Origin of the sequence: Myroides sp. (genome assembly GCF_032073645.1) — a bacterium.
In the GTDB taxonomy this organism is placed as follows: Bacteria; Bacteroidota; Bacteroidia; order Flavobacteriales; family Flavobacteriaceae; genus Flavobacterium; species Flavobacterium odoratimimum.
Genome location: NZ_DAMANB010000021.1, coordinates 1 through 25565, shown reverse-complemented (window position 1 = coordinate 25565; position 25565 = coordinate 1). Strand labels below are relative to the sequence as shown.

Below are 25565 nucleotides of genomic sequence, written 5' to 3'. Positions count from 1 at the left end.
TTTTGTTTCATTAAATGTGAAGAAATAGGTTAAAAGGAAGCATAAATAAAGTATTTTAAAAAGAATATGTTTTTTATGACTATTGTGTTTTTTACTTGTTTTTGGTTGTTTTTATGATGGTAAGTTTGTTTTTTAAGTTAAAAAATATTGATTAATGATAGTTGTTTATGTTTGTGTGTATTGTGCTGTGTGACTGTATGCGAAATATTCTTGTTTCATGTTTTTAAATATGTGACTTTTTAGATGTCTTGTTGTCTTATTTACAGAAGTTAACCATTCATTTTTGTGTAAAGTATACTTATAAGGTATATAATATATCTAAAAAATAAAGTATGATATATATCATGTAACAAAAATAGGAGCTTGAATTACCTAATAATCGGATTTTGCGATAATATTTTTAGTAATATTTACAAAATAAGGGTAATTTGGTTTATTATTTTCTTTACTTAAACATGATTGGTAAATAAAGTTTAATAATTTATTGTGTAATGGTTGTTTTTTGTTCGTCATTTTAAGTTTATATATATGATTTTCACAAAACTGATCTTGCATTGTTAAAAAATGTTTTTAAGTAAGAAATAAGTAATAAATTTGCACTGCTTTAGAGAAAAATATGAATATGCGAATATTTATATTTAAGTCCCCACTTATCTAGGCATGTACCACATATTGTATCAATATGTGGCGTATGATCTTGTGCGTTGAGGGCAGCTTCCAAAGCATTGCATTAACACCACCTAACGCATGAAATTTTTGAGTAATCCTTATAACGCAAAAAGTGATAAAGCTATCTTCGAAAAGATAGTGCAGCTAACTATTGTATTAGTGGCTTTGCAGTTTTTATTATCGCTAATCAATATTAATATTACGTTTGGATACTTCATCCTACCTATCATATACGTTATGATAAAATATGACCGTACAGAGGTCAATATCTTTAATAAATTACAATTACATTTTGTAGGTACTTTAGGAGTACTATTATTAGCTTTTAGTGAAATGACAATGCTATATGAGATTGTTAACCTACTTTTTTTGGTAGGATATCTATTTGCTATTTGTAAAAATATAAACTCAGTACACGCAAAGAACTTAAGTTATAAGGCATTTAACTTTATTAGCTTTTTTAGTTTTTATGCTGTTGCTGGTACTGTAATTTGTTTTTTCTATTTCCTAATGGATTTATTTGATAAGAGCTATGGAGTAACAAGTTCTTTCTTATTTGGTGGAATAGATTTCTTTGCTATTTTGTTTTCGACACTTACTTTGATTGTTAGTCGTTCAGAAGAAACTGTTGAAAATGAAATTAAGGAGGTAACAAATAAAATTATAGATGCTCCAGTGTTGAATGTTGTTGTTACTGATGCATTAGAGAAAGAAATGAGTGGTCAAGTAGAGAGCATTATTCAATACTTTGAAAACTCAGAAGAGTATTTGGATACTAATTTCTCTTTAGATCATTTGGCTAAAGAAGTTGAGATGAGTAAACATCACTTGTCAGAAGTTATCAATCACGATATGAATACTAGTTTCTATCAGTTGTTAGCAAAGTATAGAATTAACCATGCGAAATTTTTAATAGAAAAGAAACAGAACTTGACTATTGAGGCGATAGTAGATGAGTGTGGATTCAGTAGTAAGTCAACTTTTAATAAATATTTTAAATATTTCGTTGGCCAGACACCATCAGGGTATAGAAGTTTGGTAGCGTAAGGATAAGTTATGGAAGAATATTTATACATACTTATTTTATCAGCAGCAATCGTTTTCGCATGTATATCTTACTTTATAAATAATAGATTAGTTAGTAAAAGAAGTTCTCAGAGAATTTTAAATTGGTTTTTACTATTTATGATTCTTCATTGTACAGTAACTATTCTAGTGAGATTCTTTTTTGAAGAAGAAACATTTGTTTATTTAGGGATGCCGTTTGGAATATTTTATGCACCATATTTTTACTGTTGTTTTAAAACATTTGCAAAAGAGGTTAAAGAAAATGCTGATACTGGTAAAAGTGCAGTAGCATTTTTTAAAGATGATTATATTCACTTTGTACCAGGGGTTCTTTTTTTTATAGGATATATCATTACCTTATTTAATTTAGGCAGTGTTGATGTAGAATTTTTGATTTACTACTATTTAGTTAATTATGTAGTATTAGGAAGTCAGCTAATTCTTTATGCCATTTTTGGTTATTTAGCAGTCAGTAAGTTAAATATATCTAATTCTGTACGCTTATTAGTATTGCGTGTTATTTGGATTATGGTTTTTGTGGGAATTGTTTCAATAGGATTAGTATTGTACAATGCAATTCCTAATAATGATGGTAATGTATTATATCTAGGGGTGCTGTGTTTAGCAATGACTATTTTTTTCTATTATGTAGAAAAATTGAAAAGCGATGAGGTTTATATTAACCAAAGGGAAGAGGAGAAGTCTGGAGATATAGTTGATGTAGAGCTAAACAAGTATGAGAAATCTAAGTTTGCAAATGAATTTGTAGATGAGTATAAAGAGAAAATAGAAAAAGTAATTCTTAAAGATCAATTGTTTTTAAAAACAAATTGTTCGTTGGATTTAGTAGAGAAATTAACACGTATACAGAGACATCATCTGTCACAGTTCTTCTCTACTGAATATGGTAAGAATTTCAATACTTATATCAATGAGTTGCGAGTAGAATATGCTAAAGAGACATTGAAAGCTAGAGAATACAATGTTTCTGTTAGTGAATTAGGTGAAGAATGCGGGTTTAACTCAAGAACATCTTTCTTTAGAGCATTTAAAAAATATGTGGGAGTATCTCCTTCAGAGTATATTGAGAATCAACAAGTCAGAACGACAAACAACAATAATTAATTATCTCGATTTTACATAGCCAATGTAGAATCAATCGCTACAAAAAAGTCACAACGTTTCGCCAATGTTGTGACTTTTTTTTGTTTTAGCAGATCTGATTTATTCTATAGAATGATATTTTACTTTCTATTTTGTGCGTTAAGAGTGGTGAAATAGTGTCATGATATCATAAAATGTAAGTGGGATTTGTGTTCTTATTTGATAAATATTAAGGGATATTCTAGTTGTAAAATTTACTTTTTTTATTGTAGTATTTATTATTCAAAAAGCTGTTTTTGTTGTTTCAAAAACGCTTTTTATAGGTCTTTTTCTATTTCTTTTTAACATAGCTGTGTTTTTTGGAGATAAATAAAAAAGTGTTTTGTAAGTATCTGTTAGCGTGGTGTTAATGGTTTTTTGTTTCGTGTTTCATTTTGTTGGTACGTCTTTCGAGCTAATGTTTTGGAACATTTTATCTCTTCTTTTAAGAGAAATTTGTAGCATAAATAATGCGCGTATAGAATTAAGGTGTATGCGTGTAAAATGATGCTAATTAAAAACAAAACTAGGCATTGTTAATAATTTAATTATAAAAGACTACTTGATCTAAGATTCATTTGACTAGAACTTTCTTCAGTAGCATTTTTTTAAAATAAGATATTAATCATTATTGTTATGAAAAAAAGATTACTTCCTGTTGCACTTTTATTAGGAACTTTTGCTACTAATGCCCAAGTAGGTATTGGTACAGCAACACCTAATAAATCTGCAGAATTATTAATCGAGTCAAGTAATAGGGGTTTATTGATTCCTAATGTTGCATTAACTAGTGCTACTGACAGAACAACTATCACAAATGGTAATGTTCAAAGCTTGATGGTTTATGCTACAAAAATTTCTGAGAAGAAAGATATTACTCCAGGGTACTACTATTGGGATATCAATAAGTGGGTGCGTTTAACAGCGGATAAAGATATACCTCAGATAGTAGTGAATAATTTCCAAGATATTGTGAATATGGATGGTGATAAAGTACAAACTATCATCAAGAACATCGTTAAGAATACAGAAGGTAATGTTATCTATGAAGGTGATAAGTTTTATACGTTCACTAAAGATGGTGACAAAGTTGTAAAACAAGAGATAAAAGATAAATTGACTTCTATCGTGTATGATGAAGTTACTGGAGACTATATTTATTACAATGAGAATGCTGTAGATCGCAATGGCAAAATCATTGGTGAAGGTATTCGCATTAAAGTAAAAGAGACAGTTATCAATAAGTTTGGTGATATTATCAATAATAAAACTGTTCAAGATCATATCACTAATTATTTAGATGGAACTTATGTAGGTGGTAATGTTTATTATGAAGGTGATAAGCTTACTTATGTAACTAAAGAAGGAGAAAGAAAAGAGGTTTCTATTAATCAAGTTATTACTGCTAATGAAAGTAAGACTGCTATTATCACTGTAAATAAAAAGCAATATTACGTTTCTGAAGAGTATCTAGTAGCTAATAAAGGTGTAGTGCCAACTACAGTAGATGCAGCTAATTTACCAAAAGGAATCTATGCTATTGACGTTGTTGGTGGTGTTGTAAATAACTTAGAAGAGATAGTAAATAAAGGACCTGTTACTGTTGATGGGCGCACATTCAAAACAGTGAATGATTATATTACTTATTTAACAGAGTCTAAAGGTGGATTTACTAAAATTGTTTATGATCAGTCTACAGGGGATGTTATATTCCAAGAATGGGATGAAACTACTCAAAAATATGTGAATGTAGATAACTCTAAGTTTAGTACTATCGTTAAAGGTAATGAGACTTTGACTACATTGTTAGATAAAGGAGATGGTACTTTAGAGTATACTGATGAGAAAGGGAAGACAGTATCATTTGATAGCAATAAAACAACTGTTGAAACACAGAATGGTGTTTATACATTCAAAGATGGTAAAGGTGAAGTGATTACTACTATTGATACCAATGCTAAAGCTATAGGGTATGATAATACTGATTCAGGATTGAGTTCTAAAGATGTACAAAGTGCTATCGATGAAATCGTGAAATCTTTAGGATCTGGTGCAGATGTGTCTATTAAAGATAATAATAACGGAAGTTTCTCAGTAGTATCAAAAGATGGTACTGTATTAGGAACAGTTAATAAAGCAGGATTAATAGATAACACTAATGGTACTTATACATTTACTAATGGTAATGGTAAAGATGTTACTATTGATGTTCCACAATCTGTAATTAACCAGTTTGATAAAATTATCAATGGAGGACCGATTACAGTTAATGGAAATACATATACTACAGTAGAGGAGTATTTAAAAGATTTTGTTGAGAAGAACGAAACTGTAACTACGCTAAAAAACAATAATAATGGTACCTATACTTACACAAGTGAGAATGGAACAGAAACTATTATTGATATTCCATCAAGTGTAGTTAAGCAATTTGAAACTATTGTTAAACAACCTGTAACAGTTGATGGACGTGCATTCACTAATGTTGATGAATATATTAAATATGTAACTGAAACAAAAGGTGGGTTTACTAAGATTGTTTATGATCAGTCTACTGGGGATGTTATATTCCAAGAATGGAATGAGGATAAGAAAGAATGGGTTAATGTAGACAACTCTAAGTTTAGCACTATCGTTAAAGAAAATGAGACTGTTACTACATTAGTTGAAAATGCAGATGGTACTTATACTTACTATAATGAGAAACAAATAGGTGCAGATGGACAACCATTAACAGGTGAGACAGGAGTAACTATTGATCCAAAAGAAGTATCTGTTGCTTTGAATACCACAAAGAATGTGTATGAGTTCAAAAACTCAAAGGGTGATGTAGTTGGTGAAATTGATGCGAATGCTGGTGGTATTGTATATAATGACAATTCAACTCAGTTAGGAGCAACAAATGTTCAAGGAGCGATAGAGAAATTATTAGAAAAAATTACTACAGTAGAAGGTACTAGTGGTGATTTAGTGGTATCAGGTGGTCTTGAATTTATTGCTAAAACAACTGGAGTTAAAGCATTATTAGCAGATGCTAATATCCAAGTAGCAAATAAAGGAATCTCTACTGAGAAATTAGACGATAAAGCAGTTACTAACGAAAAGTTAGATGATAAGTCAGTATCAGCGGATAAGATGACTTCTTTTACTTCAGAAAATGGAACTACTAATCCTGTAGCTGAAGGACAAATCCCTGTTGCTGATGGAAAAGGAGGAGTTACTTATAAAGAAATCTCAGGTGAGACTCTTAAAGGTAAAGCACTTACTTCAGGTTCTATCTCAGTATTTGGTGGAGAAAAAGCTCTTTTAGATGGAACTGTTATCGAAGTTCTAGGTGGAGAGAAAGATGGTCAAGTGTTAGTTACAAAAACAAAAGAAATAGTTGTTGGTAAAAATGCTGACGGTACAGATAAGAAAGAAACTCATAAAGTTACTGAATGGGTAGATCCTAAAGAATTTGTGTCAGGTACTGTAAATGCTAAGAATGGTATTACAGTTGTAAATAACGCAACAGATGGTAGTAGTGAGTTTAAATTAGGAGGTTACTTAACAGAACCAACTGTTATCGATACTAAAGAGAATTCGTTAGCTATTGCTAATATGGATTCAGTAGAGAAAGGAAAAGTATTAGAGAATAATCTAGTTATCGCTGATGCTAATGGTGTGTTAAAACAAACTTCTGCTAAGAACTTGATTGAGGATGCTGTTGAAGTAGGGGATTTAAAAGCAAAAGCTTTAACTACAGATGGAGTTATTGTGATAGGTACTGATAGTACATCAACTACTGTTTTAGCAGATAATTCATTATTAGCTGATGTAAAATTAAACATAGGAAAAGATAAAATAACTGCAGATCATATTGCTACAGGTGCTGTAACGTCTGACGAGATATTAGATGGTACGATTAAACCTGGAGATATGGAATCGGCTGGAGAATCTAAAGTATTAGTTACTGGAGCTGATGGTCAAGTACAGTGGATTGATCAATCTACTTTAAATAATAAAGATACTTTCACAGGAAATGCTCCAATTAGTATTGTAGAAGGTTCAACTAACACAACTGGAGGTAAAGATTATGTGATTCAAATTGCTGATGCGAATGGTACTACAGCTGGTGTTACTAAACAAGCAGAAGTAGATCCAACTATTTTATTTAAAGATGGTGTAGCGTCTGTTAATGTTGAAAATATAGCAAAAACACAAGGTAAGGCTCTTACTTCTCAATCTATTATCGTTAAAGGAGGAGATAATTCTTTATTAAAAGATACTAATCTTGAGATTAAAGGAGGTACATCTGAAGGACAAGTATTAGTGTCTACACCAGAACTTGATGCTAACGGACAACCTGTAGTTGATGAGAATGGTAAAGGAGCATATATCACTAAATGGGTAAATGCTGATAAGGTAGGTGTAGAAGTTACTAATGGTATTCAAAAGATTACTGGTGATGATGGAACTACTAAATTAGGTCTAGGTGGTACTTTAACAGAAGCTACTAAGATCAAAACTGATGTAACAAACACATTAGCAATAGAAGGATTAGCTAGTGTTGATAAACCTGTAACTGATAATAATATTGTTATTACTGATAAAGAAGGTGTGTTAAAACAAACTTCTGCTAAGAACTTAATTGAAGACGCTGTTGAAGCAGGTAATTTAGAAGCAAAGACATTAAAAGGAGCTGGAATTACGGTAACAGCTGGGGTTGAAGAAGGAACTGATACTTCAGTAGCTAGTTCTCTATTAAAAGATGTGACTTTAGGTATTGCTGATGGAGCAGTTACTTCTGATAAAATGAAAGCGACAGTAACAGACGGAAATGGAGGTTCTACTAATGCAGAAGCAGGTATGGTACCAGTTGCTAATGCAAATGGAACAGTAACTTATAATAAAGTTGACGCTAAAGATGTTACTTATACTAAACCTACAACAGATAACGGATTAACATCTAATACTGTAGAAGGTGCTATTAACGAGTTAGCAGGTAAAAAAGGAGATCTTAAAGTAGCAGGAGGAATGTTAACTATCAATGATGGTGGTAAAGATGCTCTTCGTCATGATGCTACTATTTCTTTGAACCTTGAAGGAATGAATGCTATTAAAGTAATTGATGGCGTTTATGGCATAGAAGATAAGGATGTAATCTTACTTGGAAATGCTGTTAATGGAGAAGTAATAGTAAATCTTCCTACAGCAACAGCAGCAAATAAAGGAAAGAAATACACTATCAAAAAGCACGATGCAGAAGAGGATAACTATGTAACTGTAAAAGGAAATATAGAAGGAGCAAGCGAATTATATACTGCTCTTCCTTACTCTGGATGGGATCTAGTATCTGATGGTACTCAATGGCAAATCGTTAACAAATTTTAATCACCTTACTTAATTAGAAATCAAAATGAAAAAATTAATATTATCAGCTACAGTAGCTTTCACAGTTTTAACAACTTCAAATATATATGCTCAACAAGGATTCGGAACTAATACACCAGATAGATCATCTGCTGTAGAGATCGTTTCGGGTAAACGTGGTTTATTGATTCCTAGATTGGATATTCCAAATTTAGACCAAGGTACTCCAGTAATTAATCCTGCTAATGCTTTAATGGTATATAATATTGGATCGAAAACACCAGCTGGTTTTTATTACTGGGATGCAAATTTTAAACACGAAGGTGGATCTAAAGGTAGATGGGTACGTTTCGTATCTTCTAACTCAGGTAGTTCAGTAACAGTTTCTGCAGGAGATAATGTGACAGTTACACCAAAACCAGATGTAAACGGACACGATATCGATTATAATGTAAATGTAAAAGCAGGAACTGCTCCTAATCAAGTGTTAGTGACAAAAGAAGTTACTGTAGAAGGAAAAACTACTTATGTTTCAGAATGGGTTAATCCTGAGGTGTTTTTAAAAGATGTAGTAGCAGGAACTAATGGTGTGAAAACAGAGGTTATTACAGATGATAAAGGAAATACTAAAACAGTTGTAAAACTAGGTGGGGATTTAACAGAGAAAACAATTTTAAATACAGGAGCAGGTAAAGAATTAGCGATAACAGGTCTTGATACATTAACAAAAGGTAATGTAGCTGGACATAATATCGTAGTAATGGGAGCTGATGGTATCTTAAAGAATGTATCTGCTAAAGATTTAATGGAAGATGCTATAGATAAGGGTGCTATAGATGGAAAAGCATTGACTTCTAAAGGGAATTCTATTCAAATAGAGGGTGCTGCAGCTGATACTGCTCTTTTAAAAAATGTGAATATCGAAGTTAAAGGAGGAGAGAAAGCAGGTCAAGTATTAGTTACTAAAGAAGTTAAAGATGGTGAAGGTAAAGTTACTTATGTAACAGAATGGGTTGATGCATCTGCTTTAGGTAATACAGTAAAGTCTGGTCAAGGTATTACAGTTAAAGATGACAACACTGTTAACTTAGGAGGTAAGATTAAAAATGATGGTACTACACCAGGAGCTATTATTGACTTAACTGATAATAATGGTGTTAAAGCTGGTGATATTGCTATTAAAGGATTAGATAATGTAGCTAAACCTGTAACTGATAATAACATTGTTATCGCTGATAAAGAAGGTGTGTTAAAACAAACATCAGCTAAGAACTTAATTGAAGATGCTGTTGATAAGGGTGGATTAGTTGCTAAAACATTAACTACTGATGGTAAAATTGTTATTGGTGATACTCAATCTTCTGAATTAAAAAATGCTGTTTTAGTAGATACTAAACTAAGTATTAAAGAAGGAAGTATTACATCTACAGAGATTCTTGATGGTACAATAGCAAATGTTGACTTAGGTAGCGGAGCTGTATCAGCAGATAAAATGACTTCTAATACTACAGATAATGGGACATCTTCTCCTGCAGGAGAAGGACAAATTCCAGTAGCAGATGGTATAGGTGGAGTTACTTATAAAGAAATCTCTGGTGAGACTCTTAAAGGTAAAGAATTAAAATCTAAATCAATTGTTGTAACAGGTGGAGCAAAAGCTTTATTAGATGAGACATCAATAGAAATAAAAGGAGGTACTACTGCAGGTCAAGTATTAGTTACTAAAGAAGTTAAAGATGCTGAAGGAACAGTTACAGGAACTACTACTGAATGGGTTGATGCTTCTGCTTTAGGAAATACAGTTAAGTCAGGACAGGGTATTACAGTTAAATCTGATAATACAGTTAATTTAGGTGGTGAAATAACAGAGCCAACTAAATTAGATCTAACAGGAAATGGTTCATTAGCTATTATAGGATTAGATGCTCCAGCTGATAAAAATACTGTTTTAGAAAACGTGAAAATAGGAGCAGATGGTAAGTTATATGCTGTAAACAAATCTGAATCTACAGGAAGTATTACTATAACTAAAGAAGGTGATATTAATATCGCAGGAGATACTAATTACTCTATTAATCAAGAGGAAGTGGTAATCGAAGTTACTTTAGGAGCTACAGATACTAATTTAAAATTACCAACTCCAAGCGGTGTAGAAGGACAAACTATTAGTGTGAAAATTGCTAATACAAATGAAAATCACAATGGTTATTTAAATATTGTTCAAGAGAATGATACAGTAAGTAATCGCTTAGCTTATGGAGCTATGCCATTCCAAGGGTGGATTATTAAGTCTAATGGAACGAAATGGATCGTTGTTGGACGTAACTAATAAAAAATAGAATACAAAAGATGAAAAAGACATACATAGGATTTGCCGGACTTAGTTTATTACTTTTATTAGGAACTCAAACAGTTCAAGCACAACAAGGATTCGGAACAGATAAACCAAATAAATCAGCAGCAGTAGATATACAATCCTCAAAAAGAGGATTGTTGATACCACGTGTAGAGTTAGTTGAAACAACTAATCAAGAGCCTATTACTAAACCTGAAACATCATTAATGGTATATAACCAAGCAACAGCTAATGATGTTACTCCAGGTTATTACTATTGGGATGGAACTAAATGGGCTCGTTTTGCTAAACAATCTGAAATTACAGAGATTACTTTAGATGGTGATGTAACTGGACCAACTAATGCTACTGTAGTAGGTAAAATACAAGGGGTAGAAGTATCTGATACTAACCCAACTGCTAATCAGGTATTGACTTTAGTAAATGGTGTATGGACACCGACAACTATTACATCAAGCTTAATTTCTGATGCAAAAGGAATTACAGGTACTGGGATTACTGTAGGAGGTACAGATAATGGAGCAGGATCAGTATTAAAAGAGGTAACTCTTTCGATTACACACGGTGCAGCTAATCAAGTGATGGTAACAAATGCTGATGGAAATGGAACTACTTGGGTAGATCAAAAAGATATCGTTAAAGCTAACGAAACAGTTACTACTATTAAAGAAGGAACAAATATTACTGTAACTAAAGCTGCAGATTCTCATGAGTACACTTTAGATGTTCCAACAGCTACTAAAGATGTAGCAGGTGTAATAAAAGCAGGTGAAGGATTAAATGTAGATGGTACTGGTAATTTAACAGTTAACTATGAAACTGCTAAAGAAAAATTAGCAACAGGTAATGTTACTTCTAATTCAATTGTTGTTAATGATGATAAAGGAAGTGTAGGTTCTACATTCAAAGATGTTTCTTTAGAAATAAAAGCGGGTACTAATGGGCAAGTAATGGTTACTAAAGAAGGTAAAGCTACTTGGGTAGCACAATCTGAAATAGTTCCTACAACTACTAATGCTTTAACTAAGAAAAATAATAATGGTACTGTAGATAGTAACACTATTGTTTCTACAGTGAATGGAAAAGAAGCTGAAGTTAAAGTAATTGATAATGTTACAAATACAGTTGATGGTACTACAATTGTTACTTCTGTTAATGGCGTAGAGTCAGGTTCAGTAGATTTAAAGGACGCTATCCAAGCAGGACAAAAAGTTACTACTGTTGTTAATGGATTAAATACAACAGTAAGTTCATCTGTTAATCCAGCAGGAAGTAATACGACAGAGTATAAAGTAAATGTTTCTAATGACGATATTCAAGCAGCACAGAAGTTAACTACAGTTTCTGAAGGAAATGGAGTGAAAGTAACACCTACTACAGCAACAGGAAGTACTACTACGGATTATAACGTAGCAATTAACACTGATGGAGGAAATGCAGGTGATGTATTAACAGTAGTAAAAGATGGTGATACAAATACTAAAGTAGAGTGGAAAAAACCTGAGGAATATAAGAATATTTATAACTCAGATGGTACTTTAACGAGTAACCGTATTGTTGATTTTGGAAAAAACACGTCTTTAATATTTGAGAAAGGTGGTCAATCTCATGGATTTACTTATGATTCAGATCATACTGGTTTAAATATGTATGGAGATAAAACGTCATCTATAGGTTTAATTTCAAAAGTTGAATCTACTAATGGTATTGAATCGAAATTAAAGTTAAATCATGATAATGATTGGTCACATATTAACTCAAGTGCAGATAAGGGATTTAAATTATCTACATATTATTCAAAAAACATCAGTTTTGAAACATATAAAACATACGATGGAAATAGTAGTGCTCTTATTAACCTTGTTATTCATGGAGACGGAGGAGTTCAAGTTAATAATATTAATAAACCTGAATTTACTGGAGAATCAACTAATAAAGTTGTGGTAGCGGATGCTGATGGTGTGTTAAAAACTGTAGAACGTGCTAAAGTAGCTCCTCAGTTCTTCTATATGCCAGCAGTTATTTTTGATACGAAGTCAAAAGGAACTGGCTTAGAAAGAGATTTATATAAAGAATATGTAGATCAGTTTACAGGAGGAAAAGCAGGAGTAGGAAATGCAGATTATCCTATTGCTCATGGTGCTGGTGGATATACAATGCCTTATACAGGCGGAATAGTGGGGAGTGATGGTGCTCCAGCAGATATAGCTGTATTTGATAAAGGAGAGCTTCATTACTATGTGACTTATTATGACACAAAAGTATTTAAAAATCTTAAGATAGATAAAGATGGTAAGCTTACTTATGACATCATTGGTAATGCGACACCTGCCTCTTATATGAATATCGTTTTTGTAATCAAATAACGAAAAAATAGTTAGGTATCTTTAGCTTAAGATACTTATTAAACTAAATTATAATTACAAATATAATATGATATATAAAATTATAAATAAGATAACAATCAAAGTAGTACTTACTCTAAGTTTAGTCTTAGGAGTAAGTACAACTATGTTGGCAGACGGTTCTAGAAATTTATATCCTAGTGGAGCAAGTGGGCATCGTGCTATGTTATTGGGAAATAAACATAGTTCTCCAGAAGCAATACCTTTTCCTAATGCTGGAGCACATTATGTATATGCTAAAGTAGGGGAAACTATTACGATGGCATCTTCAGCTCAGGGAACAACTAACTGGAGAGATGCTAAGGGAGGAATTACTTTGTATAATCCTTCCGGTAGTATAGTTGTTGATAATAATCAAACAGAAGGGCAAATTCCAAATCGTTCTGCTGAGTTAGCTGGACCTAGGTTAAAAAATGATAGCAAAGGAGGGTATACACCTATTTATTATACTGTTCCAGTAGGAGGTGAAGGAATTTATCGTGTAGAGTTTACTGGTCAAAGAACAGTTGGTAATAATCGCATAGGAGAAACAGGATATGTTCAATTAGCAGATACTCAGTGGAAAGAAGTTGAAGCTTTTAGTATTATAGCTTGGGATGTATCAGTTATTAATGAAAGTAACACAAAGTTTGTTAATGGTAGGGTTTATGCTACGAATTTAAACTTTTCTAATGGAAATTTTTCTAGTGGATCAAATTATCAAGATGTAAAATTTAAAGGGGAATTTTTTGTTCGTACTAATGATGGGTTTACATATAGAGTTACTCATAAGGGGTCTTCAGGTATTGTATGGGCATTTTTTGTGAATAACAATGGTTTCTATGACGCTAAAACAAAGAATTCTTTGTATAAGAGTATGAATAATGAAGCTAGTAAGGTTATTGACAAAATTCATAATCCTAATACTCCAGATGATGATAGTAATATTACCCATAAGATCTACTATACATTACCTGCAAAAGATATGCCTAATAAGGCAAAAGTTGCTATTAATAGTACCTCTTATGGTTTGACTACATGGTTAAATCCTACAGTAATAGAGCCAGAAGTATCTAATGTGAAGATAGTAGGTGCTGAAGGGACAGTAGGTATTTTTGGACATAAAGGTGGGTATATAGAGTTTGACGCCCCTGTAAGTGGACAGCAGTTTACGATTGATATCATAAGTAGTGGATCTGTATTTAAAAGATTAGAAGGAAATACAAAAGAAGGACACAATAAAATTTATTGGGATGGAGTAGGTGGAACAGATGGAAAAACGAAGCTAAAAGGTGTAGTTCCAGTTGATCTAAATGTACAATTACAAGGTGCTGAAGTTCACTTCCCTTTCTTTGATATGGAATATAATATAGGAGGTATAGCAATTGAATTGTTAGATTACCATAATTATAGTAATGTGCTATCAGATTTAGTATTTTGGGATGATAGTGATATACCATATGTAAGCAATGGGTCGATTGTTAATCCTAAAGTTAATACACACTTTACTCCTGGAAATAGAGGAATTAGTAGCAATACTAACGGACATATATGGGGGATTAATGGAAGAGGAGCTAGTAATACTTTTGGTGATAAAAAGTCAATGGATACTTGGACGTTCAGAGTTGGAAATAAAAAAGAGATTAAGACAGAGGTTGTTATAAAAGAGGCAGACCTTTATACGAATATTACTTATAAAGTAGGTGGTACTGGTAAAGGACATAAAGGAGATACAGTAGATTATGTAGTGACAGCAGGTAATAAAGGACCTTCTGATATTATAGCAGATGCTAGTAAAGGAATTCATGGTGCCCCTTTTACATTTACAGTTCCTCCTGGGGTGGATGTAATCAATCCAAAAGGAGTAAAAGCAACTTTTAAATGTGCAAATGGAAATGCTAAAGAATCAGTAGCACTTACTTATGATCCTCTAACGCGTACATTCCGTTCAGAATTACAAATACCTAATGGATGTACAGTTGAGTATAAAATCACGGGAGTGTTAAACGGTATGACGGGATCAATGATTGCAGAATCAACGATTATGAGACCTGCTGACGTTTCTGATCCAGATGCAACAAATGGAGATCCAAATGTGAAACCAACGAATCCACATTATGAATGTTATAATAATGATTCAGGTAATTTACCTGGAGGTAGTGGATCAATAGGATGTAACAATATCAATGAAGTTGTCTTTATGGCACTTGGTGAGTGTGTAGATAAGATATTGTATTTTGAAGATTTTGATCGTGGATATTGGAATGTAAATTCAGGAAGAACAGATTGGAGTCAACGAGCTTCTATTAGTATAGGAGTGAATGGAGAGATATTGACAGAAGAAGGGAAGGTACTAAGAGACGGACCTAGAGGAGGAGCAACAGCATCTTATCTTTTTGCACCAGGTGTTAACGATCGTCGTTATGCAGGTGCGAATAGAAATCCTCATAGTGAAACTATCTCTGTAGCACGTATCAAAAATGGATATTACTCTGTAAATCCTCCTGGGTATGTACAGATGGGAATCCCTACAACAGATTCTTGGCATGAAGGAATATGGGTAGAGAATGCACCAAGTAATGATCCAACTGAAGCAAATAGTAATTTTGACTGGACTCCAGCTTGGGATAATGCTAAAGCGATAAGAGATATGTCTGGAGCAGTAAATGGTTCAGCATTCTTAGTAAGAGGAGCTGCTTCAGCTGCGCAAAGCATTAAACCATTTTATGAGTTTGAATTAGCAGAAAAAATAGAGAAAGACAGAGTTTATACTTTAGATATCTATTCTTATGTGACTTACCATGATAAAGATTATATGATCATGGATGTGTTAGATAAAGAGACTGGTCATATCTATGCATCAGTTCCACTGAAGTATGGAGGTGTTGGATTGCCAGAAGGAGCTAAGCCAGAAGGATTTAGTTTAGGATGGGTACCGTTGACAGCTAGTTTTACATTTGCAGAAGCTGCATGTGATGATGTAGTAAGTAAAAATGTGAAGATTGCTATTCGAGGGAGTCAAGATAGAGCTTTAGAAACTGGAAAAGGTTTTGGACATACTCTGATAGATAATATCACATTCTCTAAGCGCATTCAAGATCCAAGTTGTGGAATCCATGTCTCTAATATTACTTGTGCAGATGAGTGTTATCAAGACATCGTAGGTAAAGGTTTTGGATGGTTTCATAGAGCTGGAGCTCAAAAAGAAGGTAGTAATGTGGTTGAGAAGTTTGAACAACCTGCTACAGATGGAGGATTTGTTGTAGATATTTATCGATTAGACAATTCTTTTAATATGGTTATTAATGGAGTACCTCTTTATAAAGAAGAATTAGAGTTTGAAACAGGCCATGCAAATAGAAATGTACGTTTTAAATCTGATGGAAAAAGATTTGGAGAGACAGGAACTAGTGCTGTTTGGAATGTGAATAAAAACCCTAATGATGATGAAAGTGATAATACACATATTGATCAGAATGATCGATTTAATAACCCTTCACCAGTTATTCGTGTTAATATTGATAAATGGGGGAATGTAACATTATGGGGAAAAAGAACTACGAATGCTTCATTAGAAGAATTGGAAGTGTATGATCGATATAATGGAAATGTAGCGGTACCGTTGCAAGTAGTACATTGGATTTCAGAAGGAACAGGTGCAAATATCAATAAAGTAGATGTAACTCAAAATGTAATTGGTCAAACGATGATGTATGGTTTTGGTTATGGTCAACAGCAAAAAGAGTGTGAAACTTGTACTATAGAGAAAGAAGGAGTGTTTACAGATGAGAGTAAAGATGGATATGCACAAGTAGGAGAAACAATCTTATATACTTTCGATGTGAAAAATGCTGGAGATATGGATATAGAGGATATTGAGATTATTGATCCATTGTTTGGATTTACTATTAAGCTAGATGAGCGCACTCATTTACCAATACAAGAGGGAGTGACTTTCTCAGGTGATAAAAATAATAATGGTATTTTAAATAGAAATGAGACTTGGACGTTCACAGTATCTTATAAAGTAACAGAAGCTGATATATTCGAAACGAAAGGAGTTTATAATCAAGCTACTGTAAAAGGAGTTGGTAAATTGCCTAAATCAGAACGTACTGTCGAAGTAAAATCAACAGATCCAACACCATATAAAGAAGGTGACGAAGGATGGGATGCTACTAAAGAATTTCATACTTATGTACCTTTAAAAGGGAATGGATTATTGATAACGAATCCTATGATTTATCAAAAAGTGAGATAATAGAATAATAACTGTGCTAGTTTCACACTAGCACAGTATTTAAAAACTGAAAACTATGCAATCAAAAAAAATATATAAATCAGTTGCCTTATTAGGTTTAGCATTGCCAGCTACAGTAGTAGCACAGCAAGCTAAGAAAGACCAAGTAATGGTAAACCAAGGAAAGATTTCAGTAGCAGAAGGTGGTGTAATGTCTACTATCTATGATTTTGACAATACAAAAGAAGGGTATGTAAAGAATGATGGAACGGTTTATTACTACAGCAACTTTAACAATGACAATATTTACGATCACAGCACGAACGCCAAAGGTTCTAAAGCTGTGTTCACTCCTTTTGAAGAAGCAAAAGGAGCTCAACATATCACAGGAAGCCAACCTTCTAATTTCTTTGACGTAGTACTAGATAACGCTACTAAAGACATGGCCTTCGACCTAAAGAACGAGGCTAACATAAGAGGTAGTGTAGACTTTAAAGATGGTATCATTAAGGTAGACTCACTAGCAGGGATGCTAACCTTCCACCAAGGAGCGAAAGCACTTAAGCCTACAGATAGAAGCCATGCAGAAGGATATGTAGAGAAGATAGGTAATGAGGAATTCCAATATCCTAAGGGAGATAAAGGACTATACCGTTATGCTAGAATCACTGCTCCAGACCATGTAAAGGATGCGTATGAAGGAAAGTATAACTTAGATGATAAGAACTTCTTTAGAGCGCGTAGTGCTAAGTCAGGAGTGATTAACTTACTAGATGAGCGCGAGTACTGGACAGTAGATAAAGGAAGTGATAATAGCAAAGGAGACATCATGCTGACGTTAAGTTGGGATGAGCGTACTACACCTAAAGAGTTATTAGTAAACCCAGAGAAAGAATTACACATCGTACGCTGGGATGCTAAGCAACAACTTTGGGTAGACGAAGGAGGAGTAGTAGATCTAGAGAAAAAAGAGATCACTACACCTACAAGTGTTAAGGGGTACGGATTCTTTACATTAGCTACTGTGAATACAGACCTAATCTTAGACGGAGATATCGTTATTTATAACCTTGTTTCTCCTGATGGAGACGGTAAGAATGATTACTTTATTATAGATAATATTAACAGATTCCCTAATAATACAGTAGAGATTTACAACCGTTGGGGAGTTAAGGTATATGATACGAAGAGTTATGACAGTGCAGGTAATGTGTTTAGAGGATACTCTGATGGACGTGTTACTGTAAATAAAGGGGAGAAATTACCTACAGGTACTTATTTCTACATCGTGAGTTATGAGTATAAAGACGCTAGCGGTTCGCGTATGATTAAGAAATCGGGTTACCTACATTTAGAAAGCAATAAGTAAGAGAATACATGAATATTCAACAAAACATAAAGAAAATCGGAATCAGCCTATTCGCCTTAGGCTGCTTTTCTCAAATGCAAGCTCAACAAGATCCACAGTATACACAGTATATGTATAATGCTAATATGATCAACCCAGCTTATGCAGGTAGTAGAGGAACACTGAACGTATTCGGGATGTACAGAACACAGTGGGTAGGACTAGATGGAGCACCTAAGACTGCGAATGTATCTGTATCTACGCCTCTTGGAGAAAGTGGATTAGGACTAGGAGTGAACTTTACGAATGATCGTATAGGAGCGATGGATGAGAATAATATCTCTGTAGATTTAGCTTATGCTATTGACTTAAACGCTGATTATAAATTAGCATTCGGGTTAAAAGCGACTGCTAATCTATTAAGTGTTGATTATACAAAGCTTAATATCCACAATCCTACAGATCCTGTAAGCCAAGAGAATCTAAATAACAAGTTTAACCCAAATATTGGAGCAGGGGTTTATTTATACTCTGACAAAGCTTATGTAGGATTATCGGTTCCGAACTTTTTGACTACAGATCGCTACGATGATAATGATATTACGACGATGCGTCAGAAGATGCACTTCTACTTAATGGGAGGGTATGTATTCGATGTGAGTGAGAACTTATTATTTAAGCCGGCCGCTTTAGTTAAGGCAGTAAGTGGTGCACCATTACAAGTAGACTTGACAGCTAACTTTTTGATGTATGACAAGTTTACATTAGGAGCTGCTTATCGTTGGGATGCTTCGGTTAGTGCATTGGCAGGGTTCCAGGTAAATGATAATTTATTTGTTGGATATTCTTATGACTTTGAGACTACTGCACTTAAACGTTATAACTCAGGTTCACACGAGATTTTCATGAGATTCGAATTATTTAACCGTCGTAGTACAATTAATGCTCCTCGTTTCTTCTAATAAGAGAGGAGTTAAGAAAACAAGTATGAAAAAACAGCTATTGAGAATAAGCTTATTGACGATGTTGCTTTTCGTAGGTATGAGTACCTATGGACAGAAGGTAGCAGAGAAGAAAGCGGATAAAGAATATCAAACCCAAGCTTACGTAGATGCGATTAAGATCTATGAACGCATCGCTAGCAAAGGGTATACTAATGCTGATATGCTGAAGAAGTTAGCGGATGCATATTACTTTAATGGAAAGTTAATAGAAGCAAATCAGTGGTATACTGAATTGTTCGAAGGTCAATACGAAGATAAAGGTAAAGAAGTGTTACCATCAGAATATTATTATCGTTACGCACAGACGCTAAAAGCTGTAGAGAACTATGATAAGTCAAAACTGATGATGGAAGAGTTCTCTAAATTAGAGGCAAACGATTCTAGAGCACAACTTTTTGAATCTACTAAAGACCGTTATCTAAAAGAGATAGAGAATAACTCTGATCGCTATGAGCTAAAGAATATAAGTGTGAACACTGCCTATTCAGATTATGGAGCAGCTTTATTAGGAAATCAGTTGATTTATACTTCTGCTCGTAATACAGAACATCAGTCAGGAAAGAGATTACACGAATGGACGAACGAGAGTTTTACAAGTTTATACAGTAGTGTGATTAATGCAGACGGTACTTTTGAAGAGCCCGTGAAGTTTGCACCTGAGTTAGACACTAAAGTAAATGAAGCAACAGCTGTATTTACTTCTGATGGGAAGACGATGTATTTTACACGTAATAATACAAGTGCAAAAGGAAAGAGAAGATTAAATAAAGAGCATTCGACTTTATTAAAAATATATAAAGCGACTTTATCAGAAGAAGGTAAATGGGAGAATGTAGAAGAGTTGCCGTTTAACTCGGATAACTATAATACAGCTCACCCAGCTTTAACACCTGATGACAAATGGTTATATTTCTCTTCAGATAGAGAAGGTACTTTAGGACAATCTGATATTTTCAGAGTAGCATTATATCCTACTGGAGAATATGGTAAAGTAGAGAATATAGGGAATAAAGTAAACACAGCAGGTAGAGAGACATTTCCATTTATATCTAAAGATCACTTCTTGTTCTTTAGTTCAGATGGACACCCAGGACTTGGTGGTTTAGATGTATTCGTGACGAAGATTAATGTAGATGGAAGTGTAGGTCAAGTGACGAATATGGGAACACCTATTAATAGTAGCACAGATGATTTTGCATTCTATATTGATAGTAAGACACGCAAAGGATTCGTTAGTTCTAATAGAGTGAATGGTGTAGGGGGAGATGATATTTACTTCTTTATGCAGAAAATATGTCACCAGAGCCTAGAAGGTATTGTGTTTGATAAAGATACTCAAGAGGTATTAGCCAATGCTAAAGTAACTGTGTATGATAACTCATATAAAGTGATAGGAGAAATAATCACTGATGATAAGGGATATTATAGAATAGATGAACTAGAGTGTAGAGGGAAGTATCGCTTAAAAGCAACAGCTGAGAAGTATAATACAGAAGAAGTAATCGTACAATTAGATGCTGTAGCTGGAGGAGTTAAAAAACAAGATATTCCTTTAGAGAAAACAGAGAAACCTATTACTAAAGATGATGATCTATTTAAGAAATTAAAACTGAATCCAATCTATTTTGATTTTGATAAATCAAATATTCGTAGAGATGCATCTATTGAATTAATGAAAGTGGTAGAAGTATTAAAAGAGTACCCTACTATGAAGATAGATGTACGTTCTCATACAGATAGTAGAGGGAATGATGATTATAACTTAAGATTGTCTGATCGCAGAGCGAAGTCTACAGTACAGTGGATTATCAGTCAAGGTATCGAGGCAAGCCGAGTGACAGGACAAGGATATGGTGAGACACAATTACAGAATAAGTGTAGTAATGGAGTGCCATGTACAGTAGAAGAACATCAGTTAAATAGACGTAGTGAATTTATTGTTACAGAATTGTAATATAATGACTTAAGTTTACGTTTATACTATATTATAATTGTTCTTAAAAACAACAAAACAATTTTTTTTTCGACCGATCCTGCTGTAGGATTTAAAACTAACAGCATTAGCCACTAAAAGCTCCCGTAAGGGAGCTTTTTTTATTTGTAGTATTTGGTATTGATTGCTATTATAGTTTTCATTTTAGATATTGTTATTTGTAGTATTAAAGGTTAATTAGGATGTATTAGAACATAAGTAGTATGGTAGCTGTCTATTATGAGATTTTGATAATGTAATTGATCATATTACATTTAATAGGATATTTATAGGTTGTTTATGGGGTAGTGGTCGCATACTTTTATCTCTTTTTTATGCGAGCAGTATCCCATAACTATGGGACCACTATGTGATCAGTCTAATTAGGGGTGTCTCGTCCTACTATAGCTGTACAGTTTTTTTAGGACGGATTACCCCTTCATTTTTTAACCTGATGTCTTATTAGGGAGTTTATTATTGGTAGCTTATTTGGTGTGAAAGACATAAAAAGATAAAGTATTCCATTAGTTAGAAACTTATGTGCTGTTTCCTTAGGGGGGGCATCTATATTTTGTTAGTCTTAGGTTTATGGATTTATACTGAGTAATGTTTTTTAGATTTTTAAGTGATTGATTGTTTGAATATTAATATACTAAACTGTATATAATGTCTTTTTTAGCTTTTTTATTTGGTTCAAGAGTTTAAAAAACAATGTTTTTCAAATATTTAAAATGTATTAAACGAGGGTTTTATGTAATTATAGAGGGTTTTCAGACTTAAGATGAGTATTGTTTTGATTTAAAATCATTAGAAGTAGAATTTTTTTGTTAATAATTGTTTAATAGATAGTGTGTTAAAAAATGTTTTTTAATTGATTATTAAATGTTAATTTTATTTTTAATTTTGTTATTTGTTATAATGTTTGCTTTTGGTATGTGTATATCTGTGAATTTTATATAAATAAGTGTAAAAAAAATGATATGAAAAAAGGGAATACATTGAAATTAATACCTGTGCTTATAACTTCTTGTGTGCTACATGCACAAGAGAAAGTAGAGCTTTATAATACAGGAGAAATGTTTGTATCTGCTAATGAAGTCTTGTTTGTAAGTGGAGAGTTTGTTAATAGTGCTCAAGGAAATTTTGTAAATTCTGGAGATATCTATTTTTTAGATGATTTTAGTAATACAGGTGCTTTTGTTTTTTCACGTTCAGTCAAGGCTAGTCAGGTATTCTTTGAACAATTGAGTGAAGCTAAAGCAAAACAAAAAATATCAGGAGGAGCAAATTCCACTTTGTTTGAAGATGTAATCTTTAATAGTAATGGAATTGATTTAGAGAATGAAATAAGTATTGCTGGTAAAGCTTATTTTGAGCGCGGTCATGTAGTTGTAAATACTCCATTATCAGGAAGTATTACCTTTTTAGAAAGCTCAAGTGTAGAGGGTGTAGGAGATGAAAGTCACGTAGTTGGTATGGCCGATCTAGATGCAAAAAAAGAAATGGAAATGCCAGTAGGAGATGGGACATATTATCGCCCAATTACCCTAGGAGAGAGTAGCGGATTACAAAATTTATTTCAAACCCAGTATAAACGTGTAAATCCTTTGGTGGGTCGAGCACATAATGTTAAAAATGCGATTATAGATATAAATAATGAGGAGTATTGGGAAGTAAAGAATGAAGCGAGTAATGGAGCTATTATATTAACTTTAAGTTGGAATGAGCAAACGACCCCTTCTTTTTTATTGGCTAATCCAGAGAAGAGTTTACACATTGTTCGTTGGGATGATAAGGGCTTAAAATGGGAAGACTTAGGAGGTATAGTAGATGTATCAACAAAGACTGTAAAGACGCCTATTGTAGTAGAAGCTCAAGGTGTTTTTACATTGGCATTAGTGGATTCAGATTATAATTCAGAATTAAAGATTTATAATGCAGTTTCGCCAGATGGGGATGGAAAGAACGATTATTTTATCATAGAGAATATAGATAAGTATCCAAATAATTCTGTTCAGATTGATTACTATGATAAAAGCAAATAATAATTCATAATATTTATTTCGTTTTTCTGATAATAATTCAATTATCTAAGACATAGACATGCCTGGAATAATGTATATTATCCTCTATGTTTATATCCGTTATGTATAGCTTTTGATTAAGCTACTTGTTTCATTACATACATTTTTCGGTTTTCAACGCACGCACATATACGTTGTACTAATTTGTTTCTTACATTGTTTAACACAAGCATTTTGTGCTTTCCGTCTCCCACTTTTCTCTCATAATAACTCTTGATCTCTGGATCATGCCTAATACTTGATAATGCACACATATGTAAAAGCTTTTTAAGCTTCTTATTTGGCATGAAGTGTACTTTAGGCTTTCCTTTTACGCATTTGCCTGATGTATACTCAAAAGGAACTACTCCACAGTATGATGCTAACTGTCTAGCATCATCAAATGAGGTAAATCTATTAGTATAACAGATCAAGAACATTGCTGTAATAGGCCCAATACCAACTACAGATGTAACACAGTCATAAATCTCTTTAATTTCTTGATGCTCTTTTAACAGAATATCTAATTGATTATCTATTGACTTAATCATCTCTTCTAAGGCTTTTAATGAAGCTTTTTCATTAGTACATAGTATTTTATACAAATCAACATTAAAGTCCTTTAATTCATTTGTTCTTGTACTCATTGCCGTTTTATGAGCTATACTCATTTCACGTTGACCTAATAATGCTTGCATCTTATCTATTACTTGATCAGATGCTTTAAACAAAGTTGCCTCTTCTTGATTCTTTTTAGCATATAACGCTATTCTTGCTGAATCTACCTTATCATTTTTCCCCCTTTGTATTCCACTACTTCTAATAATCTTGTAAGCCATCTCTACCCAGATATTACAGTTTTTAACTTGTAATTCTCTAACTAAAATATTCTTATAAATTCCTGTATGTTCCATACAGACTAATGTATTATCAATAGAACAACCTTCACTCTTCATCCATTTCATAAATTCTAAAACACCTTTCTTTGTATTAGCAAATTGGTTGTGCTTATACTTGTTTACTTCTACATAAATTGATGCATCAAAATACTCTTTTGAAATGTCGATTCCGATAAATTGTGTAAATTTGTCCATATGATAATTATTTAAGGCAACCTATTACTAAATATCATCTAAACCTTAATACTAGACCCGAACGTCTTAATTACTAGTCTGATACCTTTTAGTAGAATCAACAAAGTCCTACTCAGTTCTTAAGTCATTAACTTTGTCAACCGTTTGGTTCACTCTGTTGATTTGGTTGCTTTATTATACTTCTATAAAATTATCATTTTCTTATTCAACAAATCTAAAGGAGATTACTATGTAGCCGTTAAAGCTAAAGGATATAAATCTGAAGAAGTATCTGTAGAAGATGTTAATAAGGATGATTCTATAGAGGTTGACTTTGAATTAGAAAGAAGTAAGGCATTTTCATCTCTTAATTATCCAACTGATGATGATAACGACTATATGGAACCTAAAAGAAAGAATGAAGGTAATCCAAGAATTGGAGATGATTTAGGTAAGCTTACAGATTTAGCACCGATATACTTTAATAATGATAGTTCTGTTATTAGAAGTGATGCACAATTAGAATTGTCTAAAGTAGCATCTATTATGATGACTAATCCTTCATTAAAATTAGAAGTTCGTTCGTACACTTCTAGTGTTGGTCCTGATGAGTATAACTTAAGATTATCAGAGCGTCGTGCAGATCAAACAGTAGATTGGTTAGTACGTCAAGGAGTGAATAGATTGAGATTAAGAGGTGTAGGATATGGAGAAAGAGGAATTATCAATCGTTGTAAAAACAATGTTCCTTGTAGTGAGAGAGAACATCAAGAGAATAGAAGAAGTGAATTTATAATCACAGATTTATAAGAAGTAAAAAAGGTTGGACATGTCCAACCTTTTTTTTCTGAAAGTCTATAGGTATTATTAATCATCAGACAATAAAGTATTAA

At 33.0% G+C, this 25565-nt stretch carries 12 protein-coding genes; 11 read left to right on the top strand and 1 reads right to left on the bottom strand.

Translation table 11 applies throughout. The annotated features are described in order from the left end of the window. Nucleotides 1-747 precede the first annotated feature (747 nt). From RT228_RS14230 to RT228_RS14185, 10 genes are all read left to right on the top strand, one after another. Nucleotides 748-1716, top strand: coding sequence for an AraC family transcriptional regulator (locus RT228_RS14230; protein WP_006261814.1), 969 nt, complete (start codon nucleotides 748-750; stop codon nucleotides 1714-1716). A gap of 138 nt (nucleotides 1717-1854) precedes the next feature. Beyond that, entirely contained in the window at nucleotides 1855-2862 is a 1008-nt protein-coding gene (locus tag RT228_RS14225; protein WP_230456746.1) for a helix-turn-helix domain-containing protein, read from the top strand. Nucleotides 2863-3516: 654 nt separating this feature from the next. Beyond that, entirely contained in the window at nucleotides 3517-8253 is a 4737-nt protein-coding gene (locus RT228_RS14220; RefSeq protein WP_006261812.1) for a hypothetical protein, read from the top strand. 25 nt (nucleotides 8254-8278) lie between these two features. After that, nucleotides 8279-10561, top strand: coding sequence for a hypothetical protein (locus RT228_RS14215; protein ID WP_006261811.1), 2283 nt, complete (start codon nucleotides 8279-8281; stop codon nucleotides 10559-10561). A 20-nt stretch (nucleotides 10562-10581) separates the two neighbouring features. Then, entirely contained in the window at nucleotides 10582-12954 is a 2373-nt protein-coding gene (locus tag RT228_RS14210) for a hypothetical protein (RefSeq protein ID WP_006261810.1), read from the top strand. A 67-nt stretch (nucleotides 12955-13021) separates the two neighbouring features. Beyond that, the gene (locus RT228_RS14205) at nucleotides 13022-17233 is read left to right on the top strand and encodes a hypothetical protein (RefSeq protein ID WP_006261809.1); all 4212 of its coding nucleotides are present in this window, start codon (nucleotides 13022-13024) and stop codon (nucleotides 17231-17233) included. Nucleotides 17234-17288: 55 nt separating this feature from the next. Next, the gene (locus RT228_RS14200) at nucleotides 17289-18581 is read left to right on the top strand and encodes a gliding motility-associated C-terminal domain-containing protein (protein ID WP_006261808.1); all 1293 of its coding nucleotides are present in this window, start codon (nucleotides 17289-17291) and stop codon (nucleotides 18579-18581) included. A gap of 8 nt (nucleotides 18582-18589) precedes the next feature. Then, nucleotides 18590-19522: a type IX secretion system membrane protein PorP/SprF gene (locus tag RT228_RS14195; RefSeq protein WP_006261807.1), complete on the top strand. Its 933-nt coding sequence runs from the start codon at nucleotides 18590-18592 to the stop codon at nucleotides 19520-19522. A gap of 25 nt (nucleotides 19523-19547) precedes the next feature. Then, the gene (locus RT228_RS14190; RefSeq protein ID WP_036496858.1) at nucleotides 19548-21518 is read left to right on the top strand and encodes an OmpA family protein; all 1971 of its coding nucleotides are present in this window, start codon (nucleotides 19548-19550) and stop codon (nucleotides 21516-21518) included. A 998-nt stretch (nucleotides 21519-22516) separates the two neighbouring features. Continuing rightward, nucleotides 22517-23581 carry a gliding motility-associated C-terminal domain-containing protein gene (locus RT228_RS14185; protein WP_006261805.1) on the top strand — a complete coding sequence of 355 codons (1065 nt, stop codon included), beginning with the start codon at nucleotides 22517-22519 and terminating at the stop codon, nucleotides 23579-23581. Between the two features lie 116 nt (nucleotides 23582-23697). Here RT228_RS14185 and RT228_RS14180 read toward each other — a convergent pair whose 3' ends face one another. Further along, the gene (locus RT228_RS14180) at nucleotides 23698-24693 is read right to left on the bottom strand and encodes an IS110 family transposase (protein WP_313138717.1); all 996 of its coding nucleotides are present in this window, start codon (nucleotides 24691-24693) and stop codon (nucleotides 23698-23700) included. A 144-nt stretch (nucleotides 24694-24837) separates the two neighbouring features. On the opposite strand from RT228_RS14180, the gene RT228_RS14175 reads away from it, so the two are divergent. Continuing rightward, entirely contained in the window at nucleotides 24838-25482 is a 645-nt protein-coding gene (locus RT228_RS14175; RefSeq protein ID WP_006258681.1) for an OmpA family protein, read from the top strand. Nucleotides 25483-25565 lie beyond the last annotated feature (83 nt).